Source organism: Nonomuraea sp. NPDC002799, assembly GCF_053592075.1.
In genome coordinates this window covers 658,615-675,596 of the sequence record NZ_JBSFVA010000001.1, presented here as the reverse complement: position 1 = coordinate 675,596, position 16,982 = coordinate 658,615, and the positions used below count along the sequence as shown (strand labels likewise).

The following is a 16,982-nucleotide window of genomic DNA, read 5'->3' as shown; positions in this document are numbered from 1 at the left end:
GCATTTTCCTTCACGGTTGTTGATCTGAAGGTAATTTTCTGTCATCGTCGCCCTCGATACAACCCGCTTCCGAGAGAGGCACCCCCCATGCCCAGCCGAAGGACTCTCCTGAAGGGTCTCGCCCTCGCCGCCGCCGCTTCCGTCGTCCCGCTGCCCGCCTTCGCCCAGGACGGCTACGTTCCGCCGCTGCGGCAGATGCGCGGCATGTGGATCGCCTCCGTGGTCAACATCAACTGGCCGTCCAAGCCGGGACTGACGGCCGACGAGCAGAAAGCCGAATATCTCGCCTGGCTGGACGTGGCACAGCAGCGCGGGCTCAACTCGGTGTTCGTGCAGATCAGGCCGACGGCGGACGCGTTCTGGCCGTCGCCGTTCGAGCCGTGGTCGCAGTATCTGACGGGCACGCAGGGGCAGGATCCCGGCTACGACCCGCTCGGGTTCGCCGTGGCGGAGACGCACAAGCGCGGGCTGGCCTTCCACGCGTGGTTCAACCCGTACCGCGTCTCGATGCAGGCCGACCCGGCCAAGCTGCACCCCGACCACCCCGGGCGCAAGCACCCCGACTGGATCCTGCCGTTCGGCGGCAAGCTCTACTACAACCCGGGCCTGCCGGAGGTGCGCAAGTTCAGCCAGGACGCGATGATGGACGCGGTCACCCGCTACGACATCGACGGCCTGCACTTCGACGACTACTTCTATCCGACCAACACCACGGCCTTCGACGACAGCGCCGCCTTCGCCCAGTACGGCGCCGGCTTCCCCGACCTGGCCACCTGGCGGCGCAACAACGTCGACCTCATGGTCCAGGAGATGCAGCAGCGCGTGCTGGCCGCCAAGCCGGAGATCGCCTGGGGCATCAGCCCCTCAGGCATCTGGCGCAACAAGGCCACCGACCCGCTCGGCTCGGAGACCAACGGCGGGCAGTCCTACGACAACCTGCACGCCGACACCCGCGGCTGGGTCAAGAAGGGCTGGCTCGACTACATCGCGCCGCAGCTCTACTGGTACATCGGGCAGCCACCCGCCGACTACTCCAAGCTCGTGCCCTGGTGGTCCGACGTCGCGAGCGGCACGAACACGCTGCTCTGGATCGGGCAGGCCGGCTACAAGGCGGGCGACCCGGCCCAGGCGGCCGAGTGGCAGGTCCCGGGCGAGTTGTCCCGGCACCTCACGCTCAACCGGAACCACCCCGAGATCGGCGGCGACATCTGGTACAACGCCAACGATGTCAAGGTCGACCGGATCGGCTCCATCTCGACCGCCGTGAACGATCACTATCAGCGGCCCGCGCTCGCGCCCGTGCTGCCCAGGCTGGCGGGCGGCGAGGCGCCGAGGCGGCCCGTGCTGGCCTACGCGCTGCGCCGCTCCGGCGGCGTCGAAGTGCGGGCGGTGGCGATCGGCAGGGACGAGCCGTTCCAGTTCGCCATCTTCCGCTTCGACGGTCACGCCTCGTCGAACGCCTTCGCCGACGCCCGCAACCTCGTCGCCGTCGTGCCGGGTGATCGGCAGGTGCGCTGGACGGACCCGAACGGCAAGCGCGGCCACCACTACTACGTGGTGGCGGTGGACCGGGCCAACCGGACGAGCAAGCCGAGCAACGGATTCAGAGTCCTCTGATCGTCGCCGCCGGCGAAACCAGGGTCATCTGATCGTGGCCGGCGACGGAGTCAGGGTCAGGCCGGCGACGGACTCGGGGTGATCATGGCTGGCGACGTGTTCGTGAGCGTGCTGCGCTCACGCACGTCGCCGGCCGTTTCCTGACCTGCGACAAGCCCGGCGATCGCCCAACGGGCGCTCGCCGCTGCTCGTAACCGTGTCCGCGCCTGCGCGTGGGCACTTGCACGGGGGCACGGTCATGCCCAGGCTCCGACGCTGCCGGAACCCCTCGCCGAAGCCCCGGTCGCGATCCGTTTCCTATGAAGCCCTGCGGCCGGCAGCCGAGGGCTGCTCGGTCGTAGCTCCCGATGACCGTTGTGGTGGCACCACGGGGGTCGGGCGGACCAGACCGAGCGCGACGACCTCATTGGCCAGCCGTGTGCGCCGGTTGGTGCCCTCGGGAATCCGGAACTTCTGGTAGAGCCGCAGCAGATGCTGCTTGACCGCGGCTTCGGTCACGACCAGATCGTCGGCGATCTCGCGTGCGGTCGCCGGAGCGACGAACGCCTCGTCGGACAGCGCCGGCCGGCAGAGCGAGGTCAGCACGTCGACCTCGCGTCTGGTCAGCTCGGGCGCGGCCGCCCTGCGCAGCTCGACTTCGGGAGCGAAGTCCTCTCGGGGGACTCCGCCGATGCGACCCCGCGCCGCGCCAAAGGAGACGACGTCGCCGTCGTCAAGGACCCTCCGGGCGATCGGCCTGCCATTCACCCGCGTGCCGTTCCTGGACAGTCCCAGGTCCACGACATACAGGTAGGGTCCTCGCCTGACGAACTCGGCATGGAGTCGAGACACACTCGGGTCGGTGAGCCGGATGTCAACACCCCGGCCTCTCCCCACCGTCGTGATCTCGGGGCGCAACGGGACCACCTCGCCAGTGTCCTCGATGCGTATGAACGGCCCCTCCACGGCAGTTCCTCCCCAGGTAGCCCGCCGTAACTATTACTACAGCTCCGGCTTACCCAGACGTGGGGTAGCGGAATCGCCTTTGCCGAAAGCAGAATCCGGCGTGAAATTGGTCTGGACCTTCGCGGACGGTTTTGCCTGCTCACGGGTAGACTTCGGACGAAGATAAGCGGAGGAAACACTCATGGCGGACAAGCCAACGAAAGGCCTGGCCGATGTCGTAGCCGCGTCCACAGCGCTGAGCGACATTGACGGAAAGGCTGGTCGGCTCTTCTATCGCGGATACGACATCCACGACCTGGCCGGCCGAGCGACGTTCGAAGAGACCGCCCACCTGCTCCAGCGAGGCAAGCTGCCCACCCGCGCCGAGCTGGACGAATACGGCGAGGAACTGGCGCGCGGCAGGGAGCTCGGTGCCCTCGTGTCCGCGAACATCGCCGAGATCGCCGAGAAGCAGAAACCCATGGAGGCCCTGCGCTCGCTGGTCTCCCTGCTCGGCGCGGACGATCCGGACAAGGACTCCATCGCCCCCGAGGCCAACCTGGGCAAGGCCGCCCGGCTGGTGGCGCAGCAGCCCCTGCTGGTGGCCCGTTACCACGCGGCCCGCACCGGCGCCGGCGTCCCCGAGCCCGACCCCTCCCTGAGCATCGCGGCGAACTTCCTGCTCCAGGTGACCGGTCGCACTCCCGGAGCGCGCGAGGTCGAGATCTTCGACGAGTGCCTGGTGCTGCACGCCGACCACACCATGAACGCTTCCACGTTCGCCGCCCGCGTCTGCGCCGCGACCCTGTCGGACATGCACTCCGCCATCGTCGCCGCCATCGGCACCCTCAAGGGCCCGCTGCACGGCGGGGCGAACGAGCAGGTCATGAAGACGCTGGAGTCGTTGTCCCCGGGCGGAGTCGCCCAGGCCGTACGCGACAAGCTGGCCGCCGGCGAGAAGATCATGGGCTTCGGGCACCGTGTCTACAAGACCGAGGACCCGCGCGCCACGCATCTGCGCAGGGTGTCGGCCGAGCTGGCCGAGTCCACCGGTGACGACACCTTCTACCGGATGTCGAAGGAGATGGAGGAGGTCGTCTTCGAGACGAAGGGCCTCTACCCGAACGTCGACTTCTACGCGGCGTCGGTCTATCACTACCTCGGCATTCCGACCGACCTGTTCACGCCGGTATTCTCCATCAGCAGGATGTCCGGCTGGACCGCTCATGTGATCGAGCAGCACGCCGACAACCGGCTGATCAGGCCCGACAGTGAGTACATCGGTGAGACCGACCAGAAGTGGAAGCCGATAGAAGAGCGTTGAGCCAAGGGACAGAACGTGAGAGCTGGGGGCCGTACCCGCTGATTCTGGCGGGTGCGGTCGTCGGCGTGCTTGTGATCTTCGTCGCGGACCCGCGCTGGGGCGGGTTCGCACTGGGCGCCGTCATCATGGTCGCGGCCGCGCTGCGCTTCGCCGGTTACGGCGGGCAGATGTCCATCCGGAGCAAGAGCATCGACGTCGTCACCCTGGGCGGGTTCGGCTTCGCGCTGGTCCTCACCTCGCTCCTGCTGGACAACAGCGAGCTCAAGGCGCTCATCCTGTCCCTTTTCGCCCGTTGAGCGGGCAGTCGGATAGCCTCAACGCATCAATACATGAAGGGGAACCATTAGCATGCCCAAGATCAAGGTAGAGGGTCCTGTCGTCGAGCTTGACGGCGACGAGATGACCCGGATCATCTGGCAGTTCATCAAGGACCAGTTGATCCTTCCCTACCTCGACGTCGACCTGAAGTACTACGACCTCGGCATCGAGCACCGCGACGCCACGGACGACCAGGTCACCATCGACGCCGCCAACGCCATCAAGAAGTACGGCGTCGGTGTGAAATGCGCCACCATCACCCCGGACGAGGCGCGGGTCGAGGAGTTCGGACTCAAGAAGATGTGGAAGTCCCCCAACGGGACCATCCGCAACATCCTTGGCGGCGTCATCTTCCGCGAGCCCATCATCATGTCGAACGTGCCGCGGCTCGTCCCTGGCTGGACCAAGCCGATCGTCGTCGGCCGTCACGCCTTCGGCGACCAGTACCGCGCGACCGACCTGAAGATCCCCGGCGAGGGCAAGCTGACCCTGACGTACACGCCGAAGGACGGCACCGAGCCGATCGAGCTCGACGTGTACGACTTCCCCGGCAGCGGCATCGCGATGGCGATGTACAACCTGGACGAGTCGATCCGCGACTTCGCCCGCGCGTCGTTGCGGTACGGCCTCAACCGCAACTACCCGGTCTACCTCTCCACGAAGAACACGATCCTCAAGGCCTACGACGGCCGCTTCAAGGACATCTTCGCCGAGATCTTCGAGACCGAGTTCAAGGCCGAGTTCGACAAGGCCGGCCTCACCTACGAGCACCGCCTCATCGACGACATGGTCGCCGCCGCGATGAAGTGGGAGGGTGGCTACGTCTGGGCCGCCAAGAACTACGACGGCGACGTCCAGTCCGACACGGTCGCCCAGGGCTTCGGCTCGCTCGGCCTGATGACCTCGGTCCTGATGACCCCCGACGGCCAGACCGTCGAGGCCGAGGCCGCCCACGGCACGGTGACCCGCCACTACCGCGAGCACCAGAAGGGCAACCCCACCTCCACCAACCCGATCGCCTCGATCTTCGCGTGGACGCGTGGCCTGGCCCACCGCGGCAAGCTCGACAACACCCCCGCCGTGACCGACTTCGCCAACACGCTGGAGCAGGTCTGCGTCGAGACCGTCGAGAGCGGCCTGATGACCAAGGACCTCGCGCTCCTGGTCGGCGGCGACGCCAAGTGGCTCACCACGCAGGACTTCCTGTCGGCGCTGGACGAGAACCTCAAGAAGAAGATGGCTTGATCCTGCCTGCTGAAAGGGCCGCCTGAGGGCGGCCCTTTCGCATTGTCTGCCCAGGTCTTGACGGTGCGGCGGCGTGGCGTAGTTGATCAGTTGGGTAGGAGCCCCCACGTAACAGTCGTACGTGTCTCGGGGGGTTCGGATGCGACTGCGTATTTTGAGTGGGCTGGGAGTGCTCGCGGCCACCGCGATCCTCACCGGATGCGACTCGCAGCCCGAAACCACCAAGTTGACCGACACCAAGGCCAACGTGGCCGCGAAGGTCAAGGCGAGCAAGGCCGCCAAGGTCGCGGCCGCCGCCAAGGTGAAGGCCAACGAGCTGGGGCAGATTCCGGTGCTGATGTTCCACCGGATCGTCCCCAAGCCGGCGACCACGGACGACAGGTCGCCGCAGCAGTTCAAGGCCGACCTGGAGCGGCTGGTCAGGGAGGGCTACGTGCCGATCACGGCCGCCGAGATGGTGGCCGGCAAGATCGCCATCCCGGCGGGCAAACATCCCGTCGTGCTGACCTTCGACGACTCTTCGCCGTCGCAGCTCACGTTGAACGAGATGGGCGTCCCGCAGAAGGACACCGCCGTCGCCATCCTCAGGCAGGTGGCCGCGGAGCACCCGGGCTGGCGCCCGGCCGCCACGTTCTACGTGACCCGCGACATGTTCGGCAAGACCGTGCGCGAGGAGCAGGCCCAGGCGCTGCTGTGGCTCAAGGACAACGGCTTCGAGATCGGCAACCACACGCGCGACCACATCAACCTGCGCGGCCGCTCGCAGAAGGAGGTCGAGGAGCAGATCGGCACGATCGCCAAGCAGATCAACTCCTTGTCCTACACCAACCCGACCACGATCGCCCTGCCGTACGGCAACCAGCCGCGCCAGAAGAACTGGGCCCTGCGCGGAAAGCTCTACAACCACCAGGGCGCCTTCCTGGCGGGTTACACGCCCGCGCCCGCGCCGTTCAGCAAGGCGTACGACGCGGCCGGCATCCCGCGCATCAAGGCCATGGAGAAGAAGGGCGACTGCGCCCAGTTCTGCTCGCATGCCTGGCTCGACTGGTTGAAGAACAACCCGGACATGCGTTACACCTCGGACGGCGACGTCAGCACGGTGGCCTATCCGAAGTACAAGGCCCCATACCTGCGTAAGAGCTTCACCACCTGGAGCCTGCCCTACTAGCGCACGGATCCCACGACCACGCTCAGGCCGGCCGGAGCCCGGAACGGGTCCGTCACGTCCGCCATCTCGACGCCGAGCGGCCGCGTGCCGCCGGTGGCGAGGTCGAGGACGTGGAGGGCGATCTCGCCGGCCGGGCCGCGCGTCCGGACGACGAGGCCGTCCTCGCCGTCCCACCGGATGATCTCCGTGAGGTGCCGGCCGGGCGGCAGTCGCGGGACGACCGTGCGCGCGAGCCGGCCCGCCGACGCGCCGACCAGGTTGACGCCAAGGTGCGCGACGTCTTCCGGGGTGATCTCCTGGGCGAGCGCGGCCAGCGTGCGGCCCGAAGGGGACGGCACGCCCGCGCCGAGATTGCCCGGCAGCGTGAACGTCCTGACCGTCTCGCCCCGGGGCGAGTGCACGGTGAACGAGGCCGACGTGACGTGCCCGGGCAGGCTGTCCGTGCGCCTGGTCGACACCGTGACCAGGCCGTCGGAGGTCCAGCCGGCCACCTCGCCCGCGGTGGCCAGGCGGTGGACGGCGCCCCGGTCGATGTCGACGATCAGCCGGTCGTCCGGCACGACCTCGTCGTCCTCGTCCAGATGGTCGAACTGGATGAGCAGGTGGCGGCCGTCCAGGGAGAAGAGCGGCTCGCCCGCAGGGTCGCCCTTGTGCCGCACGGGCAAGGGCTTCAGCGTGCCCGTCGTCAGGTCGGCCACGACGTACGTGTCGTCGCGCAGGTAGACCGCGCGGGTGCCGTCGCCGCTGAGCGACAGGTCGCCCCCGGCGTCGGCGCCGGGCAGCCAGCCGTGTTCGCCGCCTGCCGTGACCAGGTTCCAATGCGTGCAGGGGCCGGATTCGTCCTGGCAGGCGGGCTGGTACGCGTACCGGACGGGGGAGGCGTACCTGGACAGCGCGGCGGGTGGGGGAGCGGCCGCCGGGGTGGCCGACGGGCGGAGGAACGTGACGGGCGGCTCAGCCGGGGGCGGATCGAGCACCCACACGACGGCCGGCACCGCCGCCACCACGGCCACGGCGGCCCGCCACGGAAACCGCCTCATCGCATGCTGCCGAACACCATGGTGGGCTGCTCGCCGGGCATGCCCGGCACCGGCTCCGTCCGGCCCGTCCGGGGATCGACCAGGTGGTAGGCGTCGTCGCGGTCCCCGACGAGGAGCCGGCCGTCTCGCGCCCAGGTGAGCGCCCGCGGCTCGCCGTGGTCCGCGGGCAGGCGCATCTTCGCGTGCCCGCGGACCTTCCCCGTGCGCGGGTCCATCGTCAGGACCTCGTCGCCGGTGACCACGGTCAGGTCGCGGCCGTCGGGAGTCAGCAGCACCTCCAGCGTCGGATCGAACGGCACCCGCGTGCGCACGACCCCCCGCAGGTCGAACGTCAGCAGCTCGGTGTCGGGAGCGCCGGGCGTCGCGCGGCGGCCGGTGGTGGCCACCACGCCGTCCGGCCCGAAGCCGATCACCCGCCCGACGCCCGCCAGGCGGGTGCGCACGCCGGTACGGGTGTCGATCACGTCCGCGTCCAGGCTCACGTAGCGCCCGTCGCGCGACAGGACCACTTCCCCGGGCACGTCCGCGCCCGCCAGCGGCCCGGTGAGGTCGCGGCGCTCGGCGGATGACACGTCGTGCAGGACCAGCCGGCGCGTCTCCTCGTGCAGGTAGACGACGTGTGTGCCGTCGCCGCTGAGCGCGAAGGGCGCCGGCGCTCGCGTGGCGGCATGCTCCAGGGTGATCCGGTCCTCCAGGCCCAGCAGCACCCAGGTACGGGGCGTGCCGTCCGTCGCCGCGTACCGGAAGGGCCGTGGGGTCGAGTCGGTGAGATCGGGCTGGGAGAAGGGAGCGGCTTCGACGGGCCTGGCGTCCAGGGCGTACCAGCCTGCGGCCAGCCCGGCGCCGGTCAGCACCACGCAAGCGGCGGCCCAGGCCCACGTCCGCCTCGTCCCCGCCGTCGGCACCGGCCAGGGGACACCCGCCTTGAACCACGCCACAAGCGGGAGGCCGATGAGGAGCGGCAGCGCGAGCACACCCCAGTCGCCGGGCAGCGGATCGGGCAGCAGGCTCGCGGACGCGCCCAGCGCCACGGCCGTGCCCGCTCCAAGCGCCGAGCGCGCGGTCCTGGAGCGCGTGGCCAGCTCCGCGCCGACCAGGTCCGCCGGTCCCGCCGGCAGCGGCCGCCGGTGCAGGTCGCTCACCACCGTCTGCACGACCGCCACTACGGCGAACGTGGCCACGGCGCCCAGGCGCTGCGCTGCCGTGACCTCATGGGAAAAAGCTCGCAGAAAAGTGCTGAAGGCGATCCCGGACGAGACGGCGGCGGCGGCCGTCCACAGGGCGGTGAGCGCGGGATTGGCCAGCCGCATGCCCAGTGCCCGCCGGGTGCGGCCTTTCATCCGGCCGAAGGCGATTTCCCCGGCGATGACACCGGCCAGCCAGCCGGCCACCACGAAGAACGGCATTATGGCCCAGGGTTGCGCCAATGCCGCCGCGATCAGGCCGGCGGTGGTTCCCATCCACCGCCACCGCCGCGTGACCTGGAGGTACCGGACGATATGGGCCCCGTTGAACGCCGTGACGTCCACCATTTGACGAAGCGCGAAACGCGTCGCTTCGACGCGGTGCAGGGGCGAGTTCGCGGCTGCGCCGGCGATGGGTATCGCGACGGACGCGAGGATCAATAACCCGATCAACAACAGGAGCCGTCTTTCGTCACGCCGGAAAAAGTAGCAGAATGCCGAATCGTCAAACAGGGGGCTTCAGTGATTTCCGACGATATATGGCTGCGGATCGATCCGGGCGCGGGAATGACGGCGAAATTCGGCTACGGCCGTTGGTTGCTCGCCGGGCTCGCGGCCGTCCTCGTCGCGGTGGCCTGGTTCGCCGGCACCCCCCACCTGTCGTGGGAATCGGCCGGCACCGACGAGTACGGGATTCACAGGGACGAGATTGGCCGGCCGGAGACGGTGACGGCCCACGTCACGCAGACTTACGTCAACGACGGCTGGTTGCCCGTCACCGTGACCGGCGCGGGGTCGCAGCCCCGGGACGCCTACACGACCGGGGGCCTGCGGCCCGACGGCGACGGCGGCTTCCCCCGCACCATCCCGGCCGGCGGGTCGATGAAGATGGTGTTCGACGCGGTGGTGACCGACTGCGCGGCCGCCGTGAGCGAGACCATGCCCGTCGTGTTCGAGGTCGAGACGTGGTGGGGGCGCACGATCGCCGATCCCGAGATCGACGAGGACGCCCAGGTCGAGTGGTTCATCTCGACCATGGCCAGGACCTGTTAGCCGGCTCTCTCCGTGAACGTGATGCCCGCGCGGTGCAGGCGGTCGATGAGCGGCTGCCCCATGGCCGCCGCCGTGGTGAGCTGCCCCGCCCGATCCGGTACGTCGTCGAAGGCCAGGCAGAGGGCCGCCTCGCCGAGCATCTTGGAGGTCTCCCCATAACCGGGATCGCCGCCCGCGACCTCCGTGACCACCCGCGCACCTCCTCCCTGGCCCAGGAACGTGACCTTGAACCAGCTCCTGGCCCGCCGCTCCGGAGACGGCCCCTCGCCGGGCTTCAGACGGCCCTGGATCCAGTCGCGCGCGGGCGGGATCATGGCGAGCCCCGTGAGGGCGCCCGCGCCCGCCACCATGGCCAGGGCGGCCGGCAGGGTCCTGACGGCGTAGTGCTGGCGGTAGGTGAAGTCCGGGCCGTAGCGGTCGAGGAGACGGGCGGAGTAACCGACGACGTGCGGGTCGACGGTGGGCATCGGCAGCGCCCAGCCGCCCACGTAGCGCAGGCCGCCCGGCCGGGAGCTCACCCTGCGGCCCACCGGCCGCGGCTCGGCGGCACGTCGCTGCGTGCCCTGCTGGACCGTCTCGCGGGCGCGGCCCGCGATGGTCATCATCGAGGCCAGCGTGCCGCCCGACGGGCTTCCGTTCGCCCGCAGGAAGCCGCTGATCTTGAGCGGGACGTCCTCGGGCAGCAGGCCGACCGTGTAGAGGACGCCCAGGTCGTAGGGGATGGAGTCGAAACCGCAGGCGTGCACGATCTTGGCGCCGCTCCTGGCCGCCCGCTCGTGGTAGCGGACGTAGACCCGGTCCACGAACTCCGCCTCGCCCGTCAGGTCCAGATAGTGGGTGCCGGCGTCGGCGCAGGCGGCGACGAGCGGCTCCCCGTACGTGACGTAGGGGCCGACGGTGGTGGCGAGGACGCGCGTGCTGCGGGCGAGCTCGGCCAGCGAGGCGGGGTCGGCGGCGTCGGCGACCAGGATCGGCACGTCCAGGCCGAGTCGCTCCAGCTTGGCGCGGTCGCGTCCGGCCACTGCCCAGCGGGTGCCGGGCTCGGCGGCCTTGGCCAGATAGCCGGCCGTCAGCGCGCCGGTGAACCCGCTCGCTCCGAAGAGCACGATGTCGTAAGGGCGGTCCATGATCCTGAGCCTGCTCGCGACGGCCCGGCGGCGCAAGTGTCACGGCCTATGAGGCGAACCCGTGACGTCACGAACTTTTAACGGATCCCTGTGAAGTTGCTGAGCGTCGTAAAGTTTGCGTCGTTGGGGTTCAGAACACGTGGGGATGACGAATGCCGCAAATCTCGCCGCTGGTGACCGGCGATCCCCCAGAGCTGGGGTCGTTCCGGTTGACCGGACGGGTTGGAGAAGGTGGGCAGGGCATCGTCTACCTGGGCGTCAACGACAAGGGCGACCGAGCCGCGATCAAGCTCCTGCACGTCAAGTTCACCGGCGACGTCAGCGCCCGGTCGCGCTTCGCCAGGGAGCTGAAGGCGGCGCAGCGGGTGGCGTCGTTCTGTACGGCCCGGGTGATCGAGGCCGACCTGGACGGCGACACGCCCTACATCGCCAGCGAGTACATCGACGGCCGGCCGCTCAGGGAGCTCATCGAGACCGACGGGCCGCTCAGCGGCACCGTGCTCGACCGGCTCGCGATCGGCACCGCCACGGCGCTCACCGCCATCCACCACGCCTCGATCGTGCACCGGGACTTCAAGCCCGACAACGTGCTGATCGCCGCCGACGGGCCGCGCGTGGTCGACTTCGGGATCGCCCGGATCATCGACTCCACCGGCACGATCACCAGCCGGGCGATCGGCACGCCCGCCTACATGGCGCCCGAGCAGATCGCCGGAGACGAGATCGGGCCCTACACCGACGTGTTCTCCTGGGGGGCGACCATCGCCTACGCGGCCACGGGGAAGACCGCGTTCGAGGGCAAGTCCATCGCGATGGTGCTCAACCGGATCCTCAACCACGAGGTCGACGTCGGCATGATGCCGGAGCCGCTGCAGGGCGTGGTGCGTTCGGCGCTGTCCAAGTCGCCCGCCGAGCGGCCGTCGGCCGACCAGATCCTGCTGCGGCTGCTCGGGCAGTCGTCCACGGTCGGGGCCTCCACGGCCGTGCTCACCCGGGGCGTGCAGGTGGCCGGCGACGACACCACGCCGTTCACCAGGGTGTCGGCCGGGTCCATCACCGAGAAGCCGGGATCGGTGATCCCGCCCGGACCCCGCACGGGACCGCAGCCAGCCGACCGGACCGGCCAGCAGACGGCGGGCCAGCAGCAGGCGACGGGCCAGCAGGCGACGGGCCAGCAGACGGCCGGGCGGGCCACCGGACACCAGAGCACCGGACACCAGAGCACCGGACAGAGCACCGGACACCAGAGCACCGGACACCAGAGCACCGGCCAGCAGACAGGCGGCCAGCGGACCGGTGAGCGGACCGGGCAGCAGCTGGCCGGGCCGACCGGTGAGGGCGCGAGCAGGCAGGCCATGACCCGGCCGCCCGGCGGCCCGATGGCGCCGCAGGGGGCGGGCGAACCACCCCACCCGGCGCGACGCCGCCGGATGAAGGTGCTGATCACCCTGGCCACCGCGCTCGTCCTGCTCGCCGCCGCCGTCTTCGCGCTGATGCGGAGCGGCTGGCCGCAGGCCACCTTCACCGGCGGGGCCGATGCGACCGAGACGGCGGGCGTGCCGGCACCGTTCGCCACGGTCGTGGACAAGGTGGCGAAGACCGGAAAGATCGTGATCGGCGTGAAGGGCGACCTGCCCGGCGTCGGGTTGCAGAACGGCGAGGAGTTCGAGGGGTTCGACGTCGAGGTCGCCCGGCGCGTCGCCGCCGAGCTGGGAGCCGGCGACGTCACCTTCGTCAAGGTCAGCAGGGACGACCGGGCGGGTGCCCTGGCCGACGGCGAGGTGGACCTCGTCGTCGCCACCTACTCCGTCGACAAGAGCGCGACGCAGTTCGCCGGGCCCTACTACGTGGCCCACCACGACGTGCTGGTGCGGTCGGGCAGCGGCATCGAGTCGCTGGAGGACCTGGCGGGCAAGAAGATCTGCGCGCTCAACAGCCCGTCGGTGGGCGAGGTGCAGGACAAGGTGAAGGTGGAGCCCGTGGCGGCCGGCAACTACGCCGCCTGCATGGATCTGCTCAGGGCCGGCAAGGTGGACGCCATCCCGGGTGAGGACCTGATCCTGGCCGGCTTCGCCAGCCGCGAGAACCTGCGCTACAAGATCCTCGGCGCCAAGCTCAACAACGAGCGTTACGCCGTCGGCATCAGGGACGGCGACGTGAAGACCTGCAAGGCGGTGAAGGCCGTCATCGCCGACCTTTACCGCACGGGCACGATCAAGCAGCTCCTGGCCAGCCACTTCCCCAAAGTCGACTTCGAGCCCGAGCTGAAGGTACCCGCGATGGAAACTTGCTGATGACAAGCGGGTAACATCCCAACGTCAATGATTCCTGCAGCGAGTTAGGGGAAGGCCATGGCGCCGTCAGCCACTGTTCCCGTCAAGGTGACCGTCACCGGAGCCGCCGGCCAGATCGGCTACGCGTTGCTCTTCCGCATCGCGTCGGGGCAACTGCTGGGCGCCGATGTCCCGGTCAAGCTGAGCCTGCTGGAGGTCCCGGCGGCGGTCAAGGCGGCCGAGGGGACCGCGATGGAACTGGACGACTGCGCGTTCCCGCTCCTGTCCGGCATCGAGATCACCGACGACCCCAACGTCGCCTTCGCCGGCGCCAACGTCGCCCTGCTGGTCGGCGCCATGCCGCGCAAGGCCGGCATGGAGCGCGGTGACCTGCTCGGCGCCAACGGCGGCATCTTCGGCCCGCAGGGCAAGGCGATCAACGACCACGCCGCCGACGACATCAAGGTCCTCGTCGTGGGCAACCCGGCCAACACCAACGCGCTCATCGCCCAGCGCAACGCGCCCGACGTGCCGGCCGACCGCTTCACCGCGATGACCAGGCTCGACCACAACCGCGCGCTGTCCCAGCTCGCCACCAAGCTGCAGGTCCCGGTCAGCGAGATCAAGAAGATGACGATCTGGGGCAACCACTCCGCGACCCAGTACCCCGACCTGTTCCACGCCGAGGTCGGCGGCAAGGTCGCGGCCGACCAGGTCGACGCCGAGTGGCTGCGCGAGACCTTCATCCCGACGGTGGCCAAGCGCGGCGCCGCCATCATCGAGGCCCGCGGCGCCTCCTCGGCCGCGTCGGCCGCCAACGCCGCGATCGACCACGTTCACGACTGGGTCAACGGCACCGACTGGACCTCGGCCGCGGTCGTCTCCGACGGCTCCTACGGGGTGCCCGAGGGCCTCATCTCGTCGTTCCCCGTGCGCGCGGCCAACGGCGCGTTCGAGATCATCCAGGGCCTGGAGCTCGACGCGTTCTCCCGCGAGCGCATCGACGCCAGCGTCGGCGAGCTCGTCGAGGAGCGCGACGCGGTGAAGGAGCTCGGTCTCATCTGACCGCGAGGCGATCATTCTGACCGCGAGGCGATCATTCTGACGTCGCCGGCGACGCCCCCCGTTCCCTCATGGGCGGGGGGCGTTCACTTTTTGGTGGCGGGGGCGCCGGAGATCGGGCAGGGCGGCGGCTGGACGCCCGGCGGCGGCTGCGGGGTGGCGAAGACCACGCCCGCGGCGGCGGTGAGGCTGCCCACGGTGATGAGGGCACCGAAGAGCAGCTTCGTGACCCTTGGTGAAAAGCTCCTCACATTTGGGTATCACAGCACATATTTCAGCTCCGCATCACGCGTTTCCGGAAAGCGCTCCCCAGGCGTCGGAAACGATGTCGCGCAGGGACGCCCGCTCGGCCTTCCAGCCCAGCTCGCCCTGGATCTTCGCCGACGACGCGACCAGCACGGCGGGATCGCCGGGGCGGCGCTCGCCGACGACGGCCGGGATCTCGTGGCCGGTGACGTCGCGGCAGACCGAGATCACCTCCTGCACGCTGAACCCGGTGCCGCTGCCCAGGTTGTAGATCTTGTGCTCGCCGGGCGTGACGGCGGCCAGCGCCAGCAGGTGCGCCCGCGCCAGGTCGGACACGTGCACGTAGTCGCGCACGCAGGTGCCGTCCTTCGTCGGGTAGTCGGTGCCGAACACGCTCACCGACTCGCGCTCGCCGGTCGCGACCTTGAGGATGTTCGGGATGAGGTGGGTCTCGATCGCGTGCCGCTCGCGGTAGCGGCCGTAGGCGCCGGCCACGTTGAAGTAGCGCAGGCTCACCGCGCCCAGCCCGCGCACCTGGGCGAACGCGGTCAGCGCGGTGTCCACGGCGAGCTTGGACGCGCCGTAGGGGTTGGTCGGGCGCGTTGGGTCGCTCTCCTCGATCGGGGAGCGCTCGGGCTCGCCGTACGTGGCCGCCGTCGAGGAGAACACGATCCGGCCCACGCCCTTGTCCCGCATGGCGTCGAGCAGCGCCAGCGTGCCGCCCAGGTTGCTGGCCCAGTAGAGCCCCGGCTTCGCCACCGACTCGCCCACCAGCGACTTGGCCGCGAAGTGCAGCACCGCGTCCATGCCGTCGAGCGCGTCACCGGCCTCGGTGATGTTCGCCTGGACGAAGCGGGCGCCCGCCGGCACCGCGTCCCGATGCCCGGTGGACAGGTCGTCGAGCACGGTCACCTCGTGTCCCGCCTCGACGAGCTGCGCCGCGACGACACTGCCGACGTATCCGGCCCCCCCGGTGACCAGTAGCCTCACGTTTACTCCTGTTCAAATATGTTTGATTTTGTACGGCTCGCCGTTCAGCATACGCGGCAAAGCCCGCGAGTACGCTGCCAACCACCATGTTTGACACCGTCGTGGCCAACATCGCCCTGGTCCTGCTCTTCATCCTGATCGGGGGGTTCTTCGCCGCCGCCGAAATCGCGATGGTCTCCCTCCGCGAGAGCCAGGTTCGCAAGATCTCCCAGCAGGGACGCCGGGGGGAGCGCGTGGCCAAGCTCGCCCGCGACCCCAACCGCTTCCTGTCCGCCGTGCAGATCGGCGTGACCGTGGCCACCATGCTCTCGGCCGCGTTCGGCGCCGACCGGCTCGCCGCGCAGCTCGTGCCCGTCCTCGAACGGTGGGAGCCGCTGCGGGCCGTCGCGCCGGTGCTCGCACTGGTGCTGGTGACGCTGGCGATCTCGTACGTCTCGCTCGTCCTCGGCGAGCTCGCGCCCAAGCGCCTGGCGCTCCAGCGGGCCGAGGGCCTGTCGCTCTTCGTGGCCCCGTTCCTGGACCGGATCGCCTCCCTGTCGCGCCCGATCATCTGGGGGCTCTCGAAGTCCACCGACGGCGTGGTCAAGCTGCTCGGCGGCAACCCCGGGGCCGACCGGGAGGAGGTCAGCACCGAGGAGCTGCGCGACATGGTCGTCGGGCACACCGACCTCACCGCCGACGAGCGCAAGCTGATCGCCGAGGTGTTCACGGCGGGTAAACGGCAGCTCAGGGAGGTGATGCTGCCGCGTACGGAGGTCGAGTTCATGGAGGTGGACAGGCCGCTGGACGACGCGGCGCGGCTGGCGGCCCGGCTCCCGCACTCGCGCTTCCCGGTCTACCGCGAGTCCTACGACGAGATCGTCGGTTTCGTCCACGTGCGCGACCTGCTCGATCCGGAGCTCATCGGCCGCACCGAGCCGATCAGCGCGGTGGTGCCGATCCGCCCCGCCAAGTTCGTACCCGCCTCCAAGCGCCTGCTCACCACGCTGAACGAGATGCGCGACGAGGGCCAGCACCTGGCGATCGTGGTGGACGAGTACGGCGGCACGGCCGGCATCGTCACCATGGAGGACCTCGTCGAGGAGCTGATCGGGGACATCAGGGACGAGTACGACGTCGAGGAGGACGTCGTCGTCCTGCCCGCCGGCGAGATCGAGATCGACGGCCTGACGAACCTCAACGACTTCGCCACCGAGACCGGCATCCGGCTCCCCGACGGCCCCTACGAGACGCTGGGCGGCTTCGTGATGGCCATGCTCGGACACGTCCCCGCGGTCGGCGAGCGGGTGGACGCGGCGGGCGCCGAGCTGGTCGTCACCGAGCTCGACGGCCGTCGTATCGCCAGAGTGAGAGTGAAACGCCGACCGGTGGCCGAGTCGCCTCCCGAGCAGGATTCCTGACACAATTGCCT

At 69.6% G+C, this 16,982-nt stretch carries 14 protein-coding genes; 9 read left to right on the top strand and 5 right to left on the bottom strand.

Annotated elements, in window-relative coordinates; translation table 11 throughout:
- The first annotated feature begins 87 nt into the window (after positions 1-87).
- Positions 88-1,617, top strand: a complete 1,530-nt coding sequence (locus tag ACWD0F_RS02995) for a glycoside hydrolase family 10 protein (protein WP_449872205.1) — start codon at positions 88-90, stop codon at positions 1,615-1,617.
- 297 nt (positions 1,618-1,914) lie between these two features.
- Here ACWD0F_RS02995 and ACWD0F_RS02990 read toward each other — a convergent pair whose 3' ends face one another.
- The gene (locus ACWD0F_RS02990) at positions 1,915-2,562 is read right to left on the bottom strand and encodes an FHA domain-containing protein (RefSeq protein ID WP_449872204.1); all 648 of its coding nucleotides are present in this window, start codon (positions 2,560-2,562) and stop codon (positions 1,915-1,917) included.
- Positions 2,563-2,743: 181 nt separating this feature from the next.
- Between ACWD0F_RS02990 and ACWD0F_RS02985 the strand changes: the two genes are divergently transcribed.
- The 4 genes from ACWD0F_RS02985 to ACWD0F_RS02970 all read left to right on the top strand — a co-directional run bounded on the left by ACWD0F_RS02985 (position 2,744) and on the right by ACWD0F_RS02970 (position 6,596).
- Positions 2,744-3,865, top strand: a complete 1,122-nt coding sequence (locus ACWD0F_RS02985; protein WP_449872203.1) for a citrate/2-methylcitrate synthase — start codon at positions 2,744-2,746, stop codon at positions 3,863-3,865.
- Entirely contained in the window at positions 3,862-4,161 is a 300-nt protein-coding gene (locus ACWD0F_RS02980) for a DUF3017 domain-containing protein (RefSeq protein WP_449872202.1), read from the top strand. The genes ACWD0F_RS02985 and ACWD0F_RS02980 overlap by 4 nt, the downstream gene beginning before the upstream one ends.
- A gap of 52 nt (positions 4,162-4,213) precedes the next feature.
- Positions 4,214-5,428 (top strand): NADP-dependent isocitrate dehydrogenase, encoded by a 1,215-nt coding sequence (locus ACWD0F_RS02975; protein ID WP_449872201.1) that lies wholly within the window; start codon positions 4,214-4,216, stop codon positions 5,426-5,428.
- A gap of 139 nt (positions 5,429-5,567) precedes the next feature.
- Entirely contained in the window at positions 5,568-6,596 is a 1,029-nt protein-coding gene (locus ACWD0F_RS02970; protein WP_449872200.1) for a polysaccharide deacetylase family protein, read from the top strand.
- Here ACWD0F_RS02970 and ACWD0F_RS02965 read toward each other — a convergent pair.
- Both ACWD0F_RS02965 and ACWD0F_RS02960 read right to left on the bottom strand, forming a co-directional pair.
- Positions 6,593-7,636, bottom strand: a complete 1,044-nt coding sequence (locus tag ACWD0F_RS02965) for a hypothetical protein (RefSeq protein WP_449872199.1) — start codon at positions 7,634-7,636, stop codon at positions 6,593-6,595. The genes ACWD0F_RS02970 and ACWD0F_RS02965 overlap by 4 nt on opposite strands.
- Positions 7,633-9,096, bottom strand: coding sequence for a hypothetical protein (locus tag ACWD0F_RS02960; RefSeq protein WP_449872198.1), 1,464 nt, complete (start codon positions 9,094-9,096; stop codon positions 7,633-7,635). Before ACWD0F_RS02960 ends, ACWD0F_RS02965 begins: the two co-directional genes overlap by 4 nt.
- A gap of 246 nt (positions 9,097-9,342) precedes the next feature.
- On the opposite strand from ACWD0F_RS02960, the gene ACWD0F_RS02955 reads away from it, so the two are divergent.
- Entirely contained in the window at positions 9,343-9,873 is a 531-nt protein-coding gene (locus tag ACWD0F_RS02955) for a hypothetical protein (RefSeq protein ID WP_449872197.1), read from the top strand.
- On the opposite strand, the gene ACWD0F_RS02950 is transcribed toward ACWD0F_RS02955, so the two are convergent.
- Entirely contained in the window at positions 9,870-11,000 is a 1,131-nt protein-coding gene (locus ACWD0F_RS02950) for a saccharopine dehydrogenase family protein (RefSeq protein ID WP_449872196.1), read from the bottom strand. The two genes, ACWD0F_RS02955 and ACWD0F_RS02950, sit on opposite strands and share 4 nt — an antisense overlap.
- 152 nt (positions 11,001-11,152) lie before the next feature.
- Here ACWD0F_RS02950 and ACWD0F_RS02945 point away from each other — a divergent pair, with 152 nt between their 5' ends.
- Both ACWD0F_RS02945 and ACWD0F_RS02940 read left to right on the top strand, forming a co-directional pair.
- Entirely contained in the window at positions 11,153-13,294 is a 2,142-nt protein-coding gene (locus tag ACWD0F_RS02945) for a serine/threonine-protein kinase (protein ID WP_449872195.1), read from the top strand.
- A gap of 57 nt (positions 13,295-13,351) precedes the next feature.
- Positions 13,352-14,338 carry a malate dehydrogenase gene (locus ACWD0F_RS02940; protein ID WP_449872194.1) on the top strand — a complete coding sequence of 329 codons (987 nt, stop codon included), beginning with the start codon at positions 13,352-13,354 and terminating at the stop codon, positions 14,336-14,338.
- A 282-nt stretch (positions 14,339-14,620) separates the two neighbouring features.
- Here the strand turns inward: ACWD0F_RS02940 and galE are convergent, their stop codons facing one another.
- Positions 14,621-15,571, bottom strand: coding sequence for a UDP-glucose 4-epimerase GalE (gene galE, locus ACWD0F_RS02935; RefSeq protein ID WP_449872193.1), 951 nt, complete (start codon positions 15,569-15,571; stop codon positions 14,621-14,623).
- Between the two features lie 86 nt (positions 15,572-15,657).
- Between galE and ACWD0F_RS02930 the strand changes: the two genes are divergently transcribed.
- Entirely contained in the window at positions 15,658-16,971 is a 1,314-nt protein-coding gene (locus ACWD0F_RS02930) for a hemolysin family protein (protein WP_449872192.1), read from the top strand.
- Positions 16,972-16,982: the final 11 nt, after the last annotated feature.

Bases quoted from the DNA above. Each gene is read 5' to 3' on its own strand.
- ACWD0F_RS02995 (WP_449872205.1), top strand. From the start codon at position 88: ATGCCCAGCCGAAGGACTCTCCTGAAGGGTCTCGCCCTCGCCGCCGCC.
- ACWD0F_RS02985 (WP_449872203.1), top strand. From the start codon at position 2,744: ATGGCGGACAAGCCAACGAAAGGCCTGGCCGATGTCGTAGCCGCGTCC.
- ACWD0F_RS02975 (WP_449872201.1), top strand. From the start codon at position 4,214: ATGCCCAAGATCAAGGTAGAGGGTCCTGTCGTCGAGCTTGACGGCGAC.
- ACWD0F_RS02970 (WP_449872200.1), top strand. From the start codon at position 5,568: ATGCGACTGCGTATTTTGAGTGGGCTGGGAGTGCTCGCGGCCACCGCG.
- ACWD0F_RS02965 (WP_449872199.1), bottom strand. From the start codon at position 7,636: ATGAGGCGGTTTCCGTGGCGGGCCGCCGTGGCCGTGGTGGCGGCGGTG.
- ACWD0F_RS02960 (WP_449872198.1), bottom strand. From the start codon at position 9,096: ATGGGAACCACCGCCGGCCTGATCGCGGCGGCATTGGCGCAACCCTGG.
- ACWD0F_RS02950 (WP_449872196.1), bottom strand. From the start codon at position 11,000: ATGGACCGCCCTTACGACATCGTGCTCTTCGGAGCGAGCGGGTTCACC.
- ACWD0F_RS02945 (WP_449872195.1), top strand. From the start codon at position 11,153: ATGCCGCAAATCTCGCCGCTGGTGACCGGCGATCCCCCAGAGCTGGGG.
- ACWD0F_RS02940 (WP_449872194.1), top strand. From the start codon at position 13,352: ATGGCGCCGTCAGCCACTGTTCCCGTCAAGGTGACCGTCACCGGAGCC.
- ACWD0F_RS02930 (WP_449872192.1), top strand. From the start codon at position 15,658: ATGTTTGACACCGTCGTGGCCAACATCGCCCTGGTCCTGCTCTTCATC.